16 protein-coding genes and 1 pseudogene are annotated in these 17,961 nt (G+C 50.8%); 7 read left to right on the top strand and 10 right to left on the bottom strand.

What is annotated here, in order from left to right:
* Window positions 1-59: 59 nt before the first annotated feature.
* Together ACR3FF_RS04870 and ACR3FF_RS04865 are read right to left on the bottom strand one after the other, a co-directional pair.
* Window positions 60-359, bottom strand: a complete 300-nt coding sequence (locus tag ACR3FF_RS04870; RefSeq protein ID WP_458186554.1) for a hypothetical protein — start codon at window positions 357-359, stop codon at window positions 60-62.
* Between the two features lies 1 nt (window position 360).
* Window positions 361-840: a hypothetical protein gene (locus ACR3FF_RS04865; RefSeq protein WP_458186552.1), complete on the bottom strand. Its 480-nt coding sequence runs from the start codon at window positions 838-840 to the stop codon at window positions 361-363.
* Between the two features lie 501 nt (window positions 841-1,341).
* On the opposite strand from ACR3FF_RS04865, the gene ACR3FF_RS04860 reads away from it, so the two are divergent.
* Both ACR3FF_RS04860 and ACR3FF_RS04855 read left to right on the top strand, forming a co-directional pair.
* Entirely contained in the window at window positions 1,342-2,223 is an 882-nt protein-coding gene (locus ACR3FF_RS04860) for a geranylgeranyl reductase family protein (protein WP_458186550.1), read from the top strand.
* 368 nt (window positions 2,224-2,591) lie between these two features.
* Window positions 2,592-2,951, top strand: a complete 360-nt coding sequence (locus ACR3FF_RS04855; RefSeq protein ID WP_458186549.1) for an SHOCT domain-containing protein — start codon at window positions 2,592-2,594, stop codon at window positions 2,949-2,951.
* Between the two features lie 200 nt (window positions 2,952-3,151).
* On the opposite strand, the gene ACR3FF_RS04850 is transcribed toward ACR3FF_RS04855, so the two are convergent.
* Together ACR3FF_RS04850 and ACR3FF_RS04845 are read right to left on the bottom strand one after the other, a co-directional pair.
* Window positions 3,152-4,948: a carbamoyltransferase family protein gene (locus ACR3FF_RS04850; RefSeq protein WP_458186547.1), complete on the bottom strand. Its 1,797-nt coding sequence runs from the start codon at window positions 4,946-4,948 to the stop codon at window positions 3,152-3,154.
* A 17-nt stretch (window positions 4,949-4,965) separates the two neighbouring features.
* Window positions 4,966-5,997 carry a hypothetical protein gene (locus ACR3FF_RS04845; RefSeq protein ID WP_458186546.1) on the bottom strand — a complete coding sequence of 344 codons (1,032 nt, stop codon included), beginning with the start codon at window positions 5,995-5,997 and terminating at the stop codon, window positions 4,966-4,968.
* 480 nt (window positions 5,998-6,477) lie between these two features.
* Here ACR3FF_RS04845 and ACR3FF_RS04840 point away from each other — a divergent pair.
* Both ACR3FF_RS04840 and ACR3FF_RS04835 read left to right on the top strand, forming a co-directional pair.
* A pseudogene (locus ACR3FF_RS04840) lies at window positions 6,478-6,951 on the top strand (IS630 family transposase); the annotation flags it as partial.
* Between the two features lie 297 nt (window positions 6,952-7,248).
* On the top strand, window positions 7,249-7,500 hold the full coding sequence (locus ACR3FF_RS04835; protein ID WP_458186544.1) for a hypothetical protein: 252 nt from the start codon (window positions 7,249-7,251) through the stop codon (window positions 7,498-7,500).
* A gap of 243 nt (window positions 7,501-7,743) precedes the next feature.
* On the opposite strand, the gene ACR3FF_RS04830 is transcribed toward ACR3FF_RS04835, so the two are convergent.
* Complete coding sequence (locus ACR3FF_RS04830; RefSeq protein ID WP_458186542.1) at window positions 7,744-8,346, bottom strand: hypothetical protein; 603 nt, start codon at window positions 8,344-8,346, stop codon at window positions 7,744-7,746.
* Between the two features lie 515 nt (window positions 8,347-8,861).
* Window positions 8,862-9,251 (bottom strand): DUF5518 domain-containing protein, encoded by a 390-nt coding sequence (locus tag ACR3FF_RS04825; RefSeq protein WP_458186540.1) that lies wholly within the window; start codon window positions 9,249-9,251, stop codon window positions 8,862-8,864.
* 810 nt (window positions 9,252-10,061) lie between these two features.
* On the opposite strand from ACR3FF_RS04825, the gene ACR3FF_RS04820 reads away from it, so the two are divergent.
* Together ACR3FF_RS04820 and ACR3FF_RS04815 are read left to right on the top strand one after the other, a co-directional pair.
* Window positions 10,062-11,273, top strand: a complete 1,212-nt coding sequence (locus tag ACR3FF_RS04820) for a hypothetical protein (protein ID WP_458186538.1) — start codon at window positions 10,062-10,064, stop codon at window positions 11,271-11,273.
* Window positions 11,274-11,505: 232 nt separating this feature from the next.
* Window positions 11,506-12,780: an IS4 family transposase gene (locus tag ACR3FF_RS04815; protein ID WP_458186670.1), complete on the top strand. Its 1,275-nt coding sequence runs from the start codon at window positions 11,506-11,508 to the stop codon at window positions 12,778-12,780.
* A gap of 346 nt (window positions 12,781-13,126) precedes the next feature.
* Here ACR3FF_RS04815 and ACR3FF_RS04810 read toward each other — a convergent pair whose 3' ends face one another.
* From ACR3FF_RS04810 to ACR3FF_RS04795, 4 genes are all read right to left on the bottom strand, one after another.
* Window positions 13,127-13,525, bottom strand: a complete 399-nt coding sequence (locus tag ACR3FF_RS04810; protein ID WP_458186536.1) for a S1C family serine protease — start codon at window positions 13,523-13,525, stop codon at window positions 13,127-13,129.
* A complete protein-coding gene (locus tag ACR3FF_RS04805; protein WP_458186534.1) occupies window positions 13,416-14,114 on the bottom strand; it encodes a S1C family serine protease in 699 nt (232 codons plus the stop codon). Before ACR3FF_RS04805 ends, ACR3FF_RS04810 begins: the two co-directional genes overlap by 110 nt.
* A 339-nt stretch (window positions 14,115-14,453) precedes the next feature.
* A complete protein-coding gene (locus tag ACR3FF_RS04800) occupies window positions 14,454-15,461 on the bottom strand; it encodes a Kelch repeat-containing protein (protein WP_458186533.1) in 1,008 nt (335 codons plus the stop codon).
* An 892-nt stretch (window positions 15,462-16,353) separates the two neighbouring features.
* Window positions 16,354-17,034 carry an IS6 family transposase gene (locus tag ACR3FF_RS04795; RefSeq protein WP_458186531.1) on the bottom strand — a complete coding sequence of 227 codons (681 nt, stop codon included), beginning with the start codon at window positions 17,032-17,034 and terminating at the stop codon, window positions 16,354-16,356.
* A gap of 213 nt (window positions 17,035-17,247) precedes the next feature.
* On the opposite strand from ACR3FF_RS04795, the gene ACR3FF_RS04790 reads away from it, so the two are divergent.
* Window positions 17,248-17,961: transposase (locus tag ACR3FF_RS04790; RefSeq protein WP_458186529.1), on the top strand; the 714-nt coding region annotated here is incomplete at its 3' end.

The following is a 17,961-nucleotide window of genomic DNA, read 5'->3' as shown; positions in this document are numbered from 1 at the left end:
GTTAGCAGTGTATTCGAGTCACCGCCGAAACCCGATTATCATAATGTTGTCTTAGCTGATCACGTCGTGAAGTAGTGAAAAACGAAATAACCAAGAATGACGAGCCCGCCAACAACGACGCTTCCGAGTACGTAGTTCGCCCACCGCCGTTCGTCGAAGTTCCGTTCAGGCGTGACGAGAACGAGGAGTCCGAAGACGATAAGCGTCAAAACGCTCTTGCCAAGCCAGTGGTGGAGAAACACTCCCTCAATCAAATCTTTGAGAGCAGGTATTAGTTCCGTCGCAAGCGTGACTGCAGTGACAAACCAGATAGTACCGACCGCCGCGACATAGTACCGATACAAAGAGGTATTTGCCATGTTAGATACTCCCTCCGAGGAGCGTCGTCGGGCCCGTTGCCGCACGGAAGCCGCTCGATATCAGGTACCCCATCCCGGCCATTACGAAGGCAGTGAGGACAAGAAGACCTGTAATAACAAGGAGTGCGTACCGTGCATCGCCAGTAAATTCGTCGCGTGTCCGCAACGCCCCCGCCTGAAGAAGCGCTAAGCCAGGAAGGAATAGGAAAATATGTTCCTTTGCTTCCATGAAGATTTCGTGACTCCACGGTTGGGGGCCACTGACGATGACGTCTTTTATCTGCTGATAGCCGGTTAAGTAGTAGTTGCCACCAACGATCCACGCCACCGCCAATGAACCAAGTGCCACAAGCGAAATACGCCGTACGCGTGCTATGTTTGTCTGGTCAACGCCACGATAGAATTCGACGAACGTCCAGAGAAACAACACCGCCGATAACTCGCCGAAAATGGCGTGTACCCCAATCCCCGGATGTGGCATGAAAAGAGTGTTCAACGGTCTCTAAGATAAACTTCAGCCGTTTGATTCACCAGAACTGACCGCCAACGATTGCCGTCTGTTGAAGCCTGATATCCACAATTCTTGGCCGGGATCCGGAAAGACGGGGGAAAAACATAGCACTACGAGGAACGTAAGTAGTAAAATGGCACGACGTGGTGACGTGCAATCATCAGTAAATCAGCCAACGGTTGCAGTGCTCGGAGGGGCTGTCGCTGGGCTCGCTGCCGCAGAGCGTTTTCGAGAATTCGCAGATGTAACCCTGTTCGAGCGCCAGTCATACGATGATAAGCGAGTCAACTGTGGTGAGGCAATCAACGAGGCTTCGTTGTTCCCCTCGAAAAAATCGCCGAGAACGGATTCGTAAACCGTGTCAAGCAGTTCGAAATCGAAATCTATGGCTCTGCGAATCACGCAAACAAACCACCACTCGCCACATCAAGTATTGATCCAAAATACGGATACATCACGGACAGAAATGTCGTGGAGCGCCAATGGGCCACACGACTTGCCACCGGTGAGGATGGCCCGGCAGTGGATGTCCGTGATGAAATAAACATCTCGATTGGCCAGTACTGGGAACTCGTCGAAGCTTACGACTACGTGGTTGACGCGACAGGCCACCCATCACTCACGACCAAAGCAGCAGGTGAAACGAATCAGTATACTGGCGATATGATTGCGCTTAACGCTGACGTCGAAGGTGAGTTTGCTGAGTATCTTCATCTGCCACGAATCGTCTTTGAGGGATACGTCGGATACTGGTGGTGCTTTCCGAAAACTAAGACCCGAGCAAACATTGGAATCGGGTGGGCCGGGACCGATCGCCCCACCAACTACATAGAAGCGCTTTGGAGCGCCTGTGATCGGATGGACATTCCACAACCTAATCGTGAGGATGTTAACGCTGCCACGATTCCCCAAGGGCCGAGCCTCAATCCAGAACGTCTTCATCCCGAACAGGGTGTGTTCCTCGTTGGTGATGCTGCTGGAATCGCCAACCGCTATCAGGGTGAAGGAATCTGTCAGGCAATTCGTTCATCGAATCTTCTCGCACGACTGGTTCGAGAGAGTAACGAATCCGACTATCCACAACACCTCTATGAGCAGATGAAGTCAGAATATCGGCTTGCAACACTGATGCGGGGCGTGTTGGAAGATACCAATGACGTACTGCTTGTCGCCCAGATTGCAACGGCTATTGATGGACTGACCGTCAACGATGTGACCCGATGTCCGTGGCGGGTGTACACACGTGTTGTTCAGCGACCGAAATTGCTTGCTCGTCTCGTTCAAACTTCGGCGATTCGACGGCGACTGGTCAGAGCATATACCAATCGTTGGGAGTACAACAGTGTCACATAGCACTGAGAGCGAACATTTATCTTTGAGGAGCCTTAGCAACCAAAGTGGTGTATATGAGTATCTGAATCGGGTACTTACGGTTTCTTTCCATACATGATAGAAATCAAATTGGATCTGCTTAACGAACTATCGAACCTATGTCCGGAATCTCGATTGAACCCTTGTTCATTACATCTATAGCCTTGTAATGCAAGCGAGAGAGTGTTTAAAGGTAGGTGGAGATGGGAAGTTAGGAGAGAGTCATGTTTTGTCCTAACTACCTCTCTAACAAACGCTATATAAATCCATGTATTGCTCAATGGCGGAATTAACAACGTATCCTCAACACTCACAAAACGGGTATAACATCTGAAGTACTACACGATACTATGACGACATCAGATGTCGATAGTACGCTTGCCCGAAGCATCGTTGCAATATTGGCCGTATTAGTCCTCCTTCCGGTATTGATGATGGTTGTTATGTTTCCGATGATGGGCTGGGGAGGTGGATGGATGATGGACGGCAGATATGCCGGGAGCGTCTCACCATGGTGGGGATTGGGGATGATGCTGATTTGGCTTGTCATACTCATCGGGATCGGGTACGCTCTCTATCGAACCCTTCTTCGCACTCCACCGAGTGAAACGGACAGTGCACTTGAAGAGTTGCGACTCGCGTACGCTCGTGGCGAACTCTCGGACGACGAATTCGAAACTCGTCGCGAGTTACTCGATCACAACCGATGACATGCTTCTTCCGCGTGTAACAGACAGCGCGCACGCGTGAGAACAGCGCGTTTTGTGCGTTCCAGCCGCTAGCATCGCTTCGGGTTCAGCTCGTTCGTCGGCAGACAGATTGACAACGTACTGCTGGGTTCGTGGCATGATGTACTTCAGAACCAGTCTGAATACTACTTAGAGAATCTCTATGAAGATAAACTAGCAGTTCAGGTCTGAAGCTCCACCAGCGTGTCTCGTTTCGGCTGTCGGCTATCTACTCGTTGTGACGGTCTCTCTATCGACGTATTCGGTGATTTCTCAACGATCACATTGTTGAGTACGAGGACGTCCAGTCCCATTCCATAGAAATCCTTGAGCGCCTGCGTCGGCGTCTCAACGATCGGTTCGGCGTGATCATTGAACGATGTATTCAATACCACTGGAACGCTGGTGATGTCGGCGAACTCCGAGATGAGTTTGTAATATCGTGGATGTTGCTCTTTGTGAACGGTTTGTGGCCGTGTCGAGTCGTCTGCCGGGTGTAAGACTGCCTCGATATCGGCCCGCTTCTCTTGTTTGACGTCAGACGCTGTAATCATGAATGGCGCTGGGCGACCGTTTTCAAGATACTCTTCGGCGGCGTCTTCGAGCATCGACGGGGCAAATGGTCGCCACTCCTCACGGTGTTTGACGAACTTATTCACTCGGTCACGGGACGCGATCGTTCGCGGATCGGCGAGGATGCTTCGACTCCCGAGTGCACGTGGCCCCATCTCCATGCGGCCACAGAACCAGCCAACAAGTGCCCCGTCGGCGAGTCGCTCTGCCACGTAGCGTTCGAGGTCGTCGGGACGTTCGTACTCGATTTTGTTCGTCTCTAAGTCACTGATGATCTCGTCAGTGTCGTACTCGGAGCCGAGATAGACATCAGTCATCTGGGGTACGTCAGTTGGTGATTGGTCGAGCCATCCTGCGCCAAGTGCCAACCCAGCATCGTGGGCAACCGGTTGGATAAATACGTTCTCAGCAGCATCCGACGCGATAATCCGTTGGTTCATCTTACAGTTCAATGCAACACCACCAGCCAGCCCGATGTTTGCTGTACCGAGAGCGTTCGTATACGTCGTCGTGATGTCGAGGACAGTCTCTTCGAGGAACTGTTGAGCGGCATACGCGAGATCTTTCTGCCACTGGTCGAACTCGCCCGGCGTGTCGTTTCGTGGACGGCCGAGTGTCTCTTCTAGTTTTCGAACGCCATAGTCTGTGCCCCACCGCTTCGTGAGCTCTGTCACGTCATAGTTAACACCCGGAGTAACGAGATCTCTGAGGGCGTTTTCAATCGCTTCGTTCTCCTCACCGTATGGTGCCAGACCCATCACTTTTCCCTCCCCGTTGAACATCCGATACCCGAGATACTCGGTGATGACAGCGAAGAAGAGACCAAGACTATTGGGATGCTCGTACGTTCGGATCCGCGAGAGACCGTCTTCGTCACCCCGCCAAACGACTGTCGAGTCGTACTCTCCCTTGGCGTCAACGGTAAGCACTAGTGCTTCGTCAAATCCGGACGGATGGAACGCACTGGCAGCATGACAAGCGTGGTGCGATTTCGTCTCAATCGGCGGCACAGGAGTCCCAATTTCAGCTAATCGGGTTTCGACTTGTTTGGTTGGGAAAAACTCCCCTTGCACCTGTGACTTCACGACCCATTCCAAGTGACGTAGCTTCGAATCGATGCCATCAAGGCGAAGCATATCTCGTAAATAGTGATCGAGGATCTTCGATTGGAGTGAGGGATCGTAGGGAAGAATCACCTGCGAGATATCACAAAGGTCGAGATCACGGTAGTCGAGGCAAGCACGTATTGCTTTGTTCGGGAACGTCTCTGGTGCATGTTTTTGTCGGGATAGTCGCTCTTCTTCGATACCGTAGACAACATCACCATCTTCGAAGAGTACTGCACTGGGATCATGGCGGCCATACAACCCGATCGCGGGCTTAAAGGCAAGTGTATATTCGGTCATATTAGTCTCTCTTGAAATCAGTGTTCGTTGTCCGGAGCGGTGTCACTATGTACGTACACCCATATGATGTCGCCGTCTTGCAGTTCATATGATAAGGGATCGATGTCGGTCGCTCGCTGTCGAATGCTGATTTCCGTTCCCTCGTCGGACGCCTTGTACGTCCCACCGTGGCTGTCGCCACTCGCGTACTTGATAACGTGGTCACCACGGTTTGTGTAGGAAATATCCGGTAGCTGGTCGAATACCTCTGCGACCGTAATCGGATCTCCTGCGTTTGTCCACCCGTAGTACGGTGGCTCGCTGTTCTCGAACTGGAACCGCTTCGTCCTGGCACGCTGGTACTTCGACGCTGTGAAGTCCAGTCGGCGGTTGTTGATATCGAACATGATTTTCCCTGACCGCGTGTCACCGTTCCCGCCAGACCTACTCTCTGTCGAGATACTAACCCAGAACTGGTCGGCGTGTTCGATTTCGTATTTTGTCGGGTCGATATCCTCGGTTCCTTCGCGAATAGAAACGTCCATACCGGAGCGTCCGCCGTGATACATCGTTCCGTTATATCCGACGACGTGGCTGCCACCACGATTTTGATATGCGATATTCGGGAGGAGATTTAGACCCCGTTCGAACGTGATAACTTTCTTTTCGTTACTCCACTCGTTCGGACCGTGGGCAGAGTCGTGGAAATGGAAGTACACCGTTTCAGGCTGTTGCTTCTCTAAGTTGTCGAGGTAGTACGCCGGGCGGTCGAAATCGACGAGTTGACCATCGATGTCGAAGAAGAGCTGGCCGTGCCAGTGGTAATCGATGTATCCCGGTTCGTCTTGCGTCGTGGTCTCGGTCGTCTCGCTGGTTGTAGTAGTTGTCTCACTGGTTGTAGTAGTCGTCTGCGTCGTCGTACGACGACCTGTGGTGGTCTGGCGATGCCTCGTTTGCGTCGATTCATTCGATGTCCCACCAAGGCTCGCGCAGCCAGCAAGGCCGGTAAGTGCGATTACAGTACTACTTAAGACGGATCTGCGTGTGGTTCGTCGGTTGTCGGAATCCATGTTCTCTGAAGTTGAGGTTCGTATTGAGTGTGTTCTCGTCCCTTGGCATCACGAACGACTGCCTCTCAGCTGCGTTTAGGGTTGGTACCCCAAACGAGAGAAGTAAAAGACGTAAAATGAGAGGAGCGTTTTCAGACTAAGAACCTCTCCGGTACATTTAAGTTAGGAATGAAGATACTAAGATCCCAGTAATCATAGAGAACGAGGGTTCACTCAAGGCCACAGTCCAAATATCGGTGCTTTCCGAGCGAATTGAGTATATACCAGTTTATCAGGTCGCGGACTACCACGACTTCGATGAGGAACTCGGTTTTGATGGAATTCGTCCGCTCGACCGAACGCGGTTTTCCATCTGCTGTCTTAAACGGAATACAAATACGTTTTGCTACTTTTCAGCTCTCGCAGTTAGTACAGTAGATTTATCCCAATATCGTATAATGAGTGACAGAAGTTTTGGGCATAGAGGGAAAGAAGTGAATAATGGGTGGAGATCGTCGGCGTGAAATCGCCCACCATCTGAGCGAGGATGAGTTGGATCGTCTGCTGGACAAAGCAGACGATCCAAAGATCACCAAACGACTCACGTTCGTTAAACGCCTCTACAAGGGTGCGACACTAGAGGAAGCCGCCGACGATGTCGGAAAATCTGCTTCGACGGGCAGTCGCTGGGCTCGTCGCTGGAATGACGGTGGTCTCGGGCAACTGACGCCGAACTTCGGGGGCGGCAGGCCCCCGAAGCTCGATGAAGACGAACAGAAACAGCTCCTCAAACTTCTTCGAGAAGGTCAGCCGTGGAAATCACAAGAGATCCAGCATCTCCTCAACGAGGAGTTCGGCGTTGAGTACCATCTAAACTATCTTGCTAAGTTTTTGGACAACCTCGGGTTGTCGAGAGCTATTCCACGGACAAAGCGTCCCTCTCGGCCTGAGAACGCCGAGGAAATCCTCGAAGAGGCGTAGGTTCCGCATCACTGAAGATAGTATCATCTTGCCAGTATCTTCCGGTGGTCATTCTATAGATGGTAGATACTTCTAAGAAGAGTCAAAGGCCAAACTAAGCATCTTACCCACGACCGTGGGATAACTCACAGCGGCTTAAGATAGAACGCCTGTTGAATCGTTAAGATCGGTGAAAAAACAAGAACAATCACACTGGTTAATGTAGGCGTCCGTCGACAGTAGTTCCCGAGGTGGTTCCGGGTGAGGGCGGCAGTGGTGTCTCGTCACGGAATCGCCGAAGAACTACCAACCATGAAAAAAGCAACTCGACTTCTGGTTGCACTGGCGCTCGTTATGTCGGTATTCGCGGGTGGATTCATCGGCAACGTTGCCGCGCAAGACCAGGAAAACGAACAGAACGCCAAAGCCAACGTCAACCAAGGTCAGTGGGTCGAGCAGACGAACGTGAACGTTCAGGACGACAATACCGCCATCGCAGTCGGTAGCAGCAAGAAGAAAGACAGTAGCGTGACGGTGCTTGGTCCACCCGACTTTTTTGACTGATCATGTTGAAAAGAACAATCAGTAGGTTGCTCGTTGGTTAGTATTTTATACTGGCCTAAACGGTCTTCCTCTTTCTTTTCCTTCGGCTGCAACTCAAAATGGTCCGCTGAGTTCTCTTTAAACAAAATCTGACGAACCGACTAAGTATATCCTGAGGTACTAGCCTCCTATTTGTAAACATTGGACGTCTTAGTTGTTGCTTTCACATAGCACTAAGCTCGAAATAAGAATGGAAAGAGACAGCTATCTTTCTGTCCACCGAACGGCACGGGGATAGCCCTCGCCCGTAAAACTCGTCCCGACGATATCCCCTCGTTGATTGATTCCGTCAGCAATACTCAAGGAACCTCCAAGGGTACCGAGATCTTCCATCCCACAGCTCTCTGTCCACCGGAACGCATGCTCGTATCCATCAGCAGTTTCACTCCCACCGACAATGGTTTCTCGTGTATTAATCGCAGACGCCAAGCTATGAGAGCCACCAAGCGTCCCAAGATCGGTCATCCCTACCTTCTTTGTCCAGTGGAATGCGTGATGCTCTCCATCGTTCGTCTCGCTTCCCCCAACGACATCTCCACGTGCATTAATGTCGAAGGCATTGCTTGAGGTTCCGCCAAGAGTCCCGAGATCAGTGATCGTATACGGGTCGGTCCCTTGGCTCGCATTGTGACTCTCTTGTTTGAAAGCCGCAGATCCACTACGAGCTGGAACAATACTGGGGATCGTTCCAAGTGCACCAAGGCTGCTAATACCTCCAAGGAATCCGCGACGGCCAAATGATGATCCACGGCTACGGAAGTGGTGGTTTGACTGGCGTGTGTTGTAGGTTGATCTGTCTATTGTCATTACCAGTTACTTATTATTTAGTATTTAGTATCAAATAATTATGCCTTACTTAAATACATGTCCATAGGTCACAATCCAATAACCCTACAATCTGGTTCAGATGCTACCACAGTACCTCAGAACAACAATCAACTATTACTCTCGAGGGAAGACAGCTGTCAATAGTACACCTCTCGAGTACACCTCTCGATCACGAATTTCGTACATCTCCGAAAGCGGCGACTTATTTGTGTTGACTACCGCTCATAATTTTAGGCGGTAGAAAATCAATGATTTGTGACGCGAGAGCAGTCAGTATACGCTTGAGCATCATCGTATTCTCGGTATACCTCGACATCAACCGTTAGATGGGCACGTCCTTGTATCCACACTTGTGGTCATCTGCTTCGCGACCCTTGATCAAGATATCGTCTGGTTCGGCTATGACAATTAATGAGTGATGGACACGAGGAGATAGATCGGTGACAGAGGGTTGCCTTTCCATTATCTCTCTATAATACTGGACTTCAATTTAATCAGCTGGTTTCTTTAATGGTTTCACGAGCGGTAGCGCGACGACCCGTGAACCATCCCCCGATAAAGCCGCCAACAGCACCTGAAAGGATCTGTAGAGTAAAGATGCCCAAACCCAATGTGTTTGACCAAGCTATCATTTTCACAAAAAATCCAGATACGCCAAAACTGACGAAGAGGATAATTGCGACGAACAGGGTTGCGATCAGCCCATTAGTAGCCCCACGAGTTGCACCTACCACCATCAAGCCGGCAGTGAGACCACCAATGAGGCCAGGAATCACCTTCACAGGCACAGATATTAGAGCGGGCGGAATAAGCCACGTAAAGAGTAGTGCGAGAATGAAATCGATGAGAAACCCTGCGCTGATAGCTTTCCAGTTGATTTCCATGACCAACTGAGGAGTACGCCCCATAAACAGTTAAATATTATACAAATATATTTGACTAGTCCTGAATTCTGTTTCCGGCCTAATCGGCTACAATCAAAAACCGCACCTCGTTACACGGATAGCGATTATGATTAGATGATCGTCTATGGCCACCTCTTACGGTTAGAAAGGGGAAATGAAAAGATTCTATGATGAATGGCATTTCACTTCTAATACGATACCCTTTCCTCGGGGTCCACAACTGGTGACGCGATCACTGATCACGTTGCGCACGTATGGCAGATAATCACTGATCGCGCACTGTAGCACGCAACGATAGAACTAATGACAAGTACTCCCCTGAAATCTGCTCCCACTATCCCGTATTTCAGAAGATTGTACCCAGATTGGTGGCAATGATTGTGGATGCTTGAGGTCACTGATGACGGGATGCCGAAGAAGTGACGTACCAGACAAATTCTGAGGAATATTCATTCATATGAGAGTTGCAATGGATACAGTCGGTAGGACAATCGATGTCTTTGTGGCTGGTGTACTTGGAGCAGTGTAGGTATCTGAAATTAAGGAGAATACTGGTGACTAGCAACCAGATGAATCAGACGATCTCCGTCACTACTCGCCGTTCGATAGCCTTCTTGCGTTTCTGTAGAGGATGGATATGATTGTACTCCTGCCTGCGACGAGTAGTTGTCGATAGTATTCTACAGATCCTCTCCTATTTAAATAGAACGGCAGTAAGAGTAGCTTACCGTGTTAAATCTACTAAACAATGTTGTTCCTTTAATACCTCTAACCATGTATAATAGACTGATGTCAGAGGAAGACAAGCGATTTGACTCGAAGGAAAGTGAACAGAATGATATGTCCACAACCCATCACACAGGAGGGCCAGTCGGCCGGCGGAGCTTTTTGGGGGGCATTGGTGGTCTTGGACTACTAAATGGGATGTCCAGATTTCCACAGTCTGATAGTGGCCTAAAGCAGGTTGCCAACACTGGAAGAAGCCAAACCAATAAGAAGAAACAAAACACTCCATCAATTGCAACACAATACACGATCACCGACCTCGGGACACTTGGTGGCCTCAACAGTTGGGGATACGGTATTAACACCACTGGTCATATTGTTGGGCTAAGCACAACTACTGATTCGTTATTCCCTGTTTATGCATTCATTTGGTCCGAGAAGAAGGGAATGCAAAATCTAGAAACATTAGAAGGAGGAACATATAGTAGTGCTTCAGATATCAATTCTCGAGGTCAAGTCGTCGGAGGGAGTCAAACAGGAGATGGAACTATACATTCATTCTTGTGGTCGCAAAAAAGGGGGATGCAGGACCTTGGTACCCTTGGTGGAGCGGACAGTTATGCTGAAGCCATTAATTCTCGTGGTCAGATTGTTGGACAAAGCACTATGTCTGATGGGTTGGAACATGCCTTCCTTTGGACAGCAAACGGTGAAATGCAAGACCTTGGAACTCTTGGTGGATTCACAAGCATAGCTTTTGACAACAATTCACGCGGGCAAATTGTAGGCCGAAGCCAAACGGACACTGGTGCCGAGCACGCGTTTGTTTGGACACCGAAATGCGGAATGAAGGATCTCGGAACCCTTGGTGGGTACAACAGTGCTGCCATTGGCATTAATTCAAAGGGACACATTGTGGGGCACAGTCAGACTTCGGATGGAGCACAACATGCATTTCTCTGGACGAAAAAAGACGGAATGCAGGATTTAGGTCACTTAGGTGGAAACGAGAGTGTCGCCTCCGACATCAATTCACGTGGCCAAATTGTCGGTCAGAGTTATACATCACAATTAGATTATCACGCATTCATTTGGACTGAAAGCGAAGGAATGCAGGAACTTCCCTTGCTCCAGAGTGATCCTGGGAATGATCTAGCTGCAGCTTCAAGCATTAATTCAGCTGGCGAAATCACGGGATGGAGTTCCACAGGTGAGCAACCAATTCCCGGTCAATCACAGGTACACGCAGTTCGCTGGACCCCTGAGAATTGCTAAACAGCGTAGAATAGTGAGACATCGTTAAAATCGTTTATTTGTGCGTTTTTACTGCAATGATGGAAGCGTTGTAAATGCCAATGAACCGCCCGGTCTTTAGTACGTAAAGCGCGAAGGTATTCGTCTTTAGCTAAGAGTAGAATCACGTGACAGCGGCGGCTTATCGAGGCTACTTTTCGAGAGGAATGAGGAGATGTCCGCTGTGCACACAGACGCCTCCTCATCGAGAATCATGCGTCGGCTTACTACACTGTTTCCCTCCGAGTTCCTCGAAGATCACGCCGAGGAACTCGGCGTGGTCGAACGAGACGGAAAGCTCCAGATTCCTGTCCTCGTGTGGGCGCTCGTGTTCGGCTTCGCCGCAGGCGAGAGCCGAACACTCGCTGGGTTCAGACGGAGCTACAACTCGACAGCTGACGAGACGATCTCTCCCGGCGGCTTCTATCACCGGTTGACGCCAGCACTCGCAGAGTACCTCCGCGACCTCGTCGAGCGGGGTCTCGACGAGGTCGCTGTTCCCGCCACTGTTGATGCTGATATCGACCGATTCCGAGACGTGATGATCGCGGATGGAACGGTGTTGCGGTTGCACAAGTTCCTTTCCGAGGAGTTCCAAGCCCGCCACGAGGAGCAGGCTGGAGCGAAGCTCCACCTGCTCCACAACGCCACCGACCAAACGATTGAACGACTCGACGTGACTGACGAGAAAACGCACGACAGCACGCTGTTTAAGACGGGGTCGTGGCTGTGCGGACGGCTCGTTTTGTTCGACCTAGCGTACTTCAAGTACCGCCGCTTTGCGTTAATCGACGAGAACGACGGCTACTTCGTGAGTCGGTTGAAGAAGAGCGCTAATCCGGTGATAACGACAGAATTACGGGAATGGCGCGCCCGCGCCATTCCCTTGGAAGGCGAGCAGATCCACGATGTGGTCGATGACCTCTCGCGGAAGTACATCGACGTTGAGGTCGAAGTGGAGTTCAAGCGCGGGCAGTACGAGGGTACGCGCTCACTGGACACGAAGCGGTTCCGCGTGGTCGGCGTCCCCGTTGTGGACGCCGACGACTACCATCTGTACATCACGAATCTGCCGCGAGAGGAGTTCCTGCCGGCGGATTTAGCGACGCTGTATCGGTGTCGATGGGAGGTAGAGACGCTGTTCCGTGAGTTGAAGACGCAGTACGAACTAGACGAGTTTGACACACGCAACCCTGTTGTCGTGGAAATCTTGCTGTACGCAGCGTTGCTATCACTGTTGGTGAGCCGTGAGTTGTTGGATCTGGTCACCGAGCAGGCCGATGATGAGATCGTGTTTCCGCCGGAACGCTGGGCGGCGACCTTCCGGTCGCACGCCCAGCTCATCCTCCACGAACTGGGTGAGTATCTCGGCTACTCGCCACCGCCGCTGTTGGAGCGGTTGATCGAGGACGCGCAGAAGATCCACAAGCAACGATCAATACTGCAAGAGACGCTCGCTACCGCTACGCAACCGAGGTGTGAGTCTTAGCTAAAGACGAATGCTATCGTAAGTTACGTAGGAAGCGCAGTCTTCGTAGACAGGAACTCGTGACATCCATTTTCTACCCGTTACCCGGTTGTACGCTATAGAGAGCACATCAATCGGCGACCATTGTCCTTTAAACCAGAGGACATAAATTTACCTATGTCGCCCATATTTGAATGTTTTATTAAATAAATATGCTCGTCTGTTATTTCCGACCATTCGTCGCCGTCTCAATTGAAGGCAATTCCGTCGTAGTTCGTGTCGTTGTCGTCTCGGTAACTGTCGGTTGTGTGGTTGTCGGTGTTGGTGGCGGCAATGCCGGATATTCGCTCACAGTTACCTGTACTTTTTACTGCTCTCCGTTACGAAGGACAGTGAACGTCACTGTCTCGTTTGGGCGAGTTTCCAAGTAGAGATACGTGTAGAGGTCTTCCAAATCGTTGATGGGGACGCCATCAACGGCGAGGATAACATCGCCACCAACGGGAATCGGATACTGCCTAATTTCTTTCGAAATAGTGGAAGCTGGTCGCAGCTTGTTCCGTGCCGGGCTATCTGCGGTCAGATTAGTCACCATCACTCCTCGCGCAGTGTTGATGTTGTTCACTTCGGCAACAGTCTCGTCTACATCAATCGTTTCAGTGCCGAGGTACGAGAGAGGGTACGACCCATTGGCGATGATGGCCGGGACTATCACGCGAAGTGCCCGCGACGAGATGCCGAAGTTCGTCACAGATGTGGGGGCCAAGTACCGTCATTCCAACGACTTCACCCTGACAATTTACCCACGGCCCGCCGCTGCTCCCATATTCGATACTCGCGTCCGTCTGTATCATCGGTGTCGTCGGACGTGTGACGCCTTGGAACGGCAGTCGAACCGGCCATGATCGGTTGACACCGCTAATAATGCCCTCAGTAATCGACTCCTCATAATAGTACGGTGAACCGAAGACGGCTATCCCTTCTCCCCGTATAGCCAAATCTTGGCTGATCGGTAGCGCGCTGGCTGATTCGGGGACATTCTCTACTCGAATCACTGCAATGTCAGTGAGTTCGTTCGCCCCGACAACAGTGGCTTCCGCCCATCGACCACCTTCAAATCGAACGTTGATATCCGTCGGATTTCCTTGTTCAGCCACGTGCCAGTTTGTAATGATGTACGCGCCTGAATCGTTTATTTCATATATCCATCCCGAGGCCTCCCACGCGGAACCCCTATTGTGGGTTACTACTTCAACAACTGCGGTCGAAACACTGCTGGACAGCTTCGAATAGTTGCACTCGGTTACTTGGGTACGATCCGCATCATGCTCGTTACTCCCACCTGCCGCAGTCAAAGGCGTAGTTTGCGTGTGTTCTTGGTGTACTGATGCTCTGGCAATCCCTCCAGTGACGATGATGAGTACGACTACTCCGAGAAAAAACGTCTGGTGATGTCGTGTATCATTTTACCCGCCACCAAACGAGATATCGAACCTTTGTTAGTTGGTGACTTCCCACACACATTTCACAAGTAACGTATATTATCGACTCTGAAGTCGGCAGCCGACGTTTTCAACGGCTCAGAACGGAGTACCATAGATCGAATAATGATTGTTATCAAATAATATCTTATGCAAATCCATGATCTACTTGTTTCGAATAGGCAAAATGAGTGCCAGCAGCTGTAGCCCGAGTTACAGAGAGAACATATCCATATCTGCAATACAGATGTGATTCGTATCTTTTTTGTAGTGACCTCCAGCGACGTATATTTTATTGTTAATCACTCCACTCCCAGAGCCTGTCCGTTTTGGTGCAAGTGTTGACCCGAGTGTTGTGTAGGTATTTTCTGAAGGATTGTAGCGAACGTGATTCAACAAATATGAATCAGGATATTTTGTTCCAACGAGTTGGTAGCTAAGATACATGCGATTGTTGATCACTGGGTTATTTCGCGTCGCAAAATATCCGGACCTGGGCGTGACCCGTTTTGTAGAAAGCGTTTTCGTTTCTGTGTTATATCGATAGTTCGTGTCCGTGGGTCCAAAGTTACCTTTCCAGCCCCCAGTCGCATGAATACAGTGTTGATTGTTCACAAGAACATGGGCAGCGACAGGCCACCGCTTTGCTTGGCCCATTAGCGCAAGACTACCGTTCTCTACGGTCTCACTCGTCGGATCGAATGTCCAGATCCGTTTACAGTCAAAGCGTGCTGCGCCTGTGCTCGTGTACGCAGTAGCGTCATTCGGATGCGCTAGTCCCCAATCTACAGACGTCCCCCCTCCCATACAATAGATGAGGCCATCGTTAGGATTGTATACGCCACCCATTGCCCAATTCGGGTACGGGCATTTTTCTCCGAGTTCTCGCCAGCCCGTGTCTGGCTCGAAGACAAAGATCTTATCCGTTGGTGGGTCACCTGTTGTGTAGGGACTATCTGGCGGTGCACCACCGAAACTGAAGATTTTCCCATTTGCTGCAACCCCGCAAGATCCCCAGAGTGGTTCCGGGAGGGGTTTGTCTTGCAGCTCTTTCCATTCTCCGAGCGACCCAATCGTTGGGTCATACACATATGTTTGTGTGACTGCTTTCAATCCGGTTGCGCTTCTAATCCCACCAAAGATGTAGAGTTTCCCGTTAAGAACTCCACTGCCGACATTGCTTCGTGCTGCTATCAGCGATCGTTTTGACGTCCATGCCATAGCCTCCCGCTACGAGAACAAATGTATAAAATATTGTTACATATTTTGTGAACGCTCTGTTCAAAAAATAAACCATAGTAAAATAACATATCCTCACAAAAGTGTTCAAGTCAATAACATTCTAATCAAAAATATTGAAAGTAAGCAAGCATCTCGTTACAGAGATTTTTTGCAAAGCGAGAGGGTCTTGAAATTCAAAGTAGCATATGCGCACTCGCCCGCTCGGTTCATCACCGCTTGTTTGGTTTGTCGCTTACGTTCTTTAACGACATACAGGGCAGGTTTCGATGGAAGAATCGATTCCTCGACTTCAGCCCTTTGACCCTGTTATTTCGACTGATAAAGACGTGATTCAATACCTATGAAAAGTTGCTTCCTCCACAAACCACGCTTGAAACGTCGACCAACCGATTATCAGCTCACCCCACTATTTCCTTCCCATCCCAGAATCGCAATCGGAACCACCGCAATTCGTTTCGGTGGCTATCGAATCGAGGTCGCCAATGATGGTAAGATCGCCGTTTCTGCAAGTACGTCTGCGTAGTGTGGTGAGCGACCGGAGAGCCGACCCCGATAGGATGTCTTTGGTGCGATTGCGAATTCCGAACGTGAGGTGCCTTCGGGACAGTGGCAGCTCGTCGCGCACCGTGGTTCCAAGTCGGCACCCGAGAGTGATACGCTTGGGAGGGTTGCGTGGAAGGTTTCTCCGCAGCTCGAGGTGGGGTCAGTAACATTCGATATTAGTGACCATCACCTCGAAGTCGAGGTTGAGAATACTGGCAACGCACCTGCTCTCGTTCATGAGATGCAAGTTGATCAACTCGAACCCGTACCGACGGGCGGCTTCAACCTCATCCCACTTGGTCAGACAAACACGGTGATCGGGCACTGTCTAGTTTAGCTCCTCCTCAACAGGCGTTTGATTGTCGAGCGATTGATGCGGTCGCTGATGGTTATAGTAATGCACAAACTGTTCAAGCCACCGCTGGGCGCTCGGCCGACTGCCCACCCACGAGGTATGGAAGCGGTCGATCCGCTGTTTGAGCGTGTGAAACCACTTTTCGATCAGGTTTCGTTCTGTGTAGTTGAGCCGACCGCTCAATCCAATTCGAAAGAGGGCAGTCCGATAGCCATAGCCATCAACGAGAAACACCGCGTCCGAGAGATCGTGTTTCTCGACCAATCCAGAAAGAAACGCAGCCGCTTGATCGGTCCCATGCCGATCAAACACTTTGACATCAAGCAACAGCTTTGTTTCGGTGTCTATTGCAGCGTACATCCAAGACCACTCGCCGTTGATTTTGACAGCGGTTTCGTCCACCGCGACCCGCGTCGGCGCTGCCGACGGCGGGTCGGAGACGCTGTCAGATATCCGATGAACCCATTGAAAAATCGCTTGGTGCGATCGTTTTACGCCGAGAAGCGCAAGGATTGATTTTGTTTCTCTGAGTGAACAACCGGTCGCGTGGAGCCAGACGGCGAACGCCCTGACGGGCGTCGCCGTCCGCTCACGCTCCCAACATTCAAGCGTAGCCGTGTCTAAACTCTCTCTGAGCAGGTTTGAGAGTAGCATCAATCACTAACTCTTCGACCTGCTCGTCCTTATCTAGACAGTGCCAAACGCGTCGAAATCCCAGAACGCAGACTACTTTCCCTACAACTTCGATTAATACCTGATATGAGCCTGTCCAAGAAACATCGACGGGATGACTCAGATTCTCTGGATTTCGAGCCATATGACATAAATCTTATCTAGCTGAAACTCCTGTACAGCGTAAGGATTCTCATGACGTCCAACTTTGTCCGATACGATCAAGATCAGCAACACCTCCTGCCAAAAAACGTCGCGGATTGGGTCCAACCGGACAGCCTCGAAGCCTACGTCTCCGATGTCATCGATCATCTTGACGACGAGAACCGCCTTGACCCATTCTATCCAGACCAACGGGCGGACGGCCGTGGCCGGCCGCCCTTCCATCCCGTCATGATGCTCAAAATCCTCGTCTTCGGCTACTGTATCGGCGTCCGCAGCTCCCGCAAGCTCGATCGTCTCCTCGAACGAGACGTCGCTTTTCGCTACCTTGCTGCGAATCAACACCCTGACTTCCGCACGATCAGCCTCTTTCGAAAGAACCACCGTGAAGAGTTCGAACACCTCTTCGTCGAGATTCTTCGCCTCTGTCGAGAAGCCGGCATGGCCGAGATGGGCGAAGTCGCCTTGGACGGCCGTCGCGTCCAAGGCGACGCCGCACTCGACCAAAATCGCACTCGTGAGCAGATCACCGCGGAAATCCATGACATCCTTGAGGAAGCCGCCGAGATCGACGTAGCAGAAGACGATGAATACGGTCCGGAATACCGCGGAGACGAGCTCCCGGAGGAACTCCGGGAGCAAGAGGACCGACTGAACCGATTGCGGGAAGCCAAGGACCGACTCGACGCCAAAGAGCAGCAACTCAAAGAGGAGCAAGCCGAGAAAATCCGCCAAAGAGAACAGGAA

The organism is Haladaptatus ordinarius, from assembly GCF_054177595.1.
The sequence above is the reverse complement of the archived record's forward strand: the minus strand, read 5'-3'. Positions and strand labels throughout refer to the sequence as shown.

Coding starts and splice junctions, on each gene's coding strand:
- ACR3FF_RS04870 (WP_458186554.1), bottom strand. CDS start 359: ATGGCAAATACCTCTTTGTATCGGTACTATGTCGCGGCGGTCGGTACT.
- ACR3FF_RS04865 (WP_458186552.1), bottom strand. CDS start 840: ATGCCACATCCGGGGATTGGGGTACACGCCATTTTCGGCGAGTTATCG.
- ACR3FF_RS04855 (WP_458186549.1), top strand. CDS start 2,592: ATGACGACATCAGATGTCGATAGTACGCTTGCCCGAAGCATCGTTGCA.
- ACR3FF_RS04850 (WP_458186547.1), bottom strand. CDS start 4,948: ATGACCGAATATACACTTGCCTTTAAGCCCGCGATCGGGTTGTATGGC.
- ACR3FF_RS04845 (WP_458186546.1), bottom strand. CDS start 5,997: ATGGATTCCGACAACCGACGAACCACACGCAGATCCGTCTTAAGTAGT.
- ACR3FF_RS04835 (WP_458186544.1), top strand. CDS start 7,249: ATGAAAAAAGCAACTCGACTTCTGGTTGCACTGGCGCTCGTTATGTCG.
- ACR3FF_RS04830 (WP_458186542.1), bottom strand. CDS start 8,346: ATGACAATAGACAGATCAACCTACAACACACGCCAGTCAAACCACCAC.
- ACR3FF_RS04825 (WP_458186540.1), bottom strand. CDS start 9,251: ATGGAAATCAACTGGAAAGCTATCAGCGCAGGGTTTCTCATCGATTTC.
- ACR3FF_RS04820 (WP_458186538.1), top strand. CDS start 10,062: ATGTCAGAGGAAGACAAGCGATTTGACTCGAAGGAAAGTGAACAGAAT.
- ACR3FF_RS04815 (WP_458186670.1), top strand. CDS start 11,506: ATGCGTCGGCTTACTACACTGTTTCCCTCCGAGTTCCTCGAAGATCAC.
- ACR3FF_RS04800 (WP_458186533.1), bottom strand. CDS start 15,461: ATGGCATGGACGTCAAAACGATCGCTGATAGCAGCACGAAGCAATGTC.
- ACR3FF_RS04795 (WP_458186531.1), bottom strand. CDS start 17,034: ATGCTACTCTCAAACCTGCTCAGAGAGAGTTTAGACACGGCTACGCTT.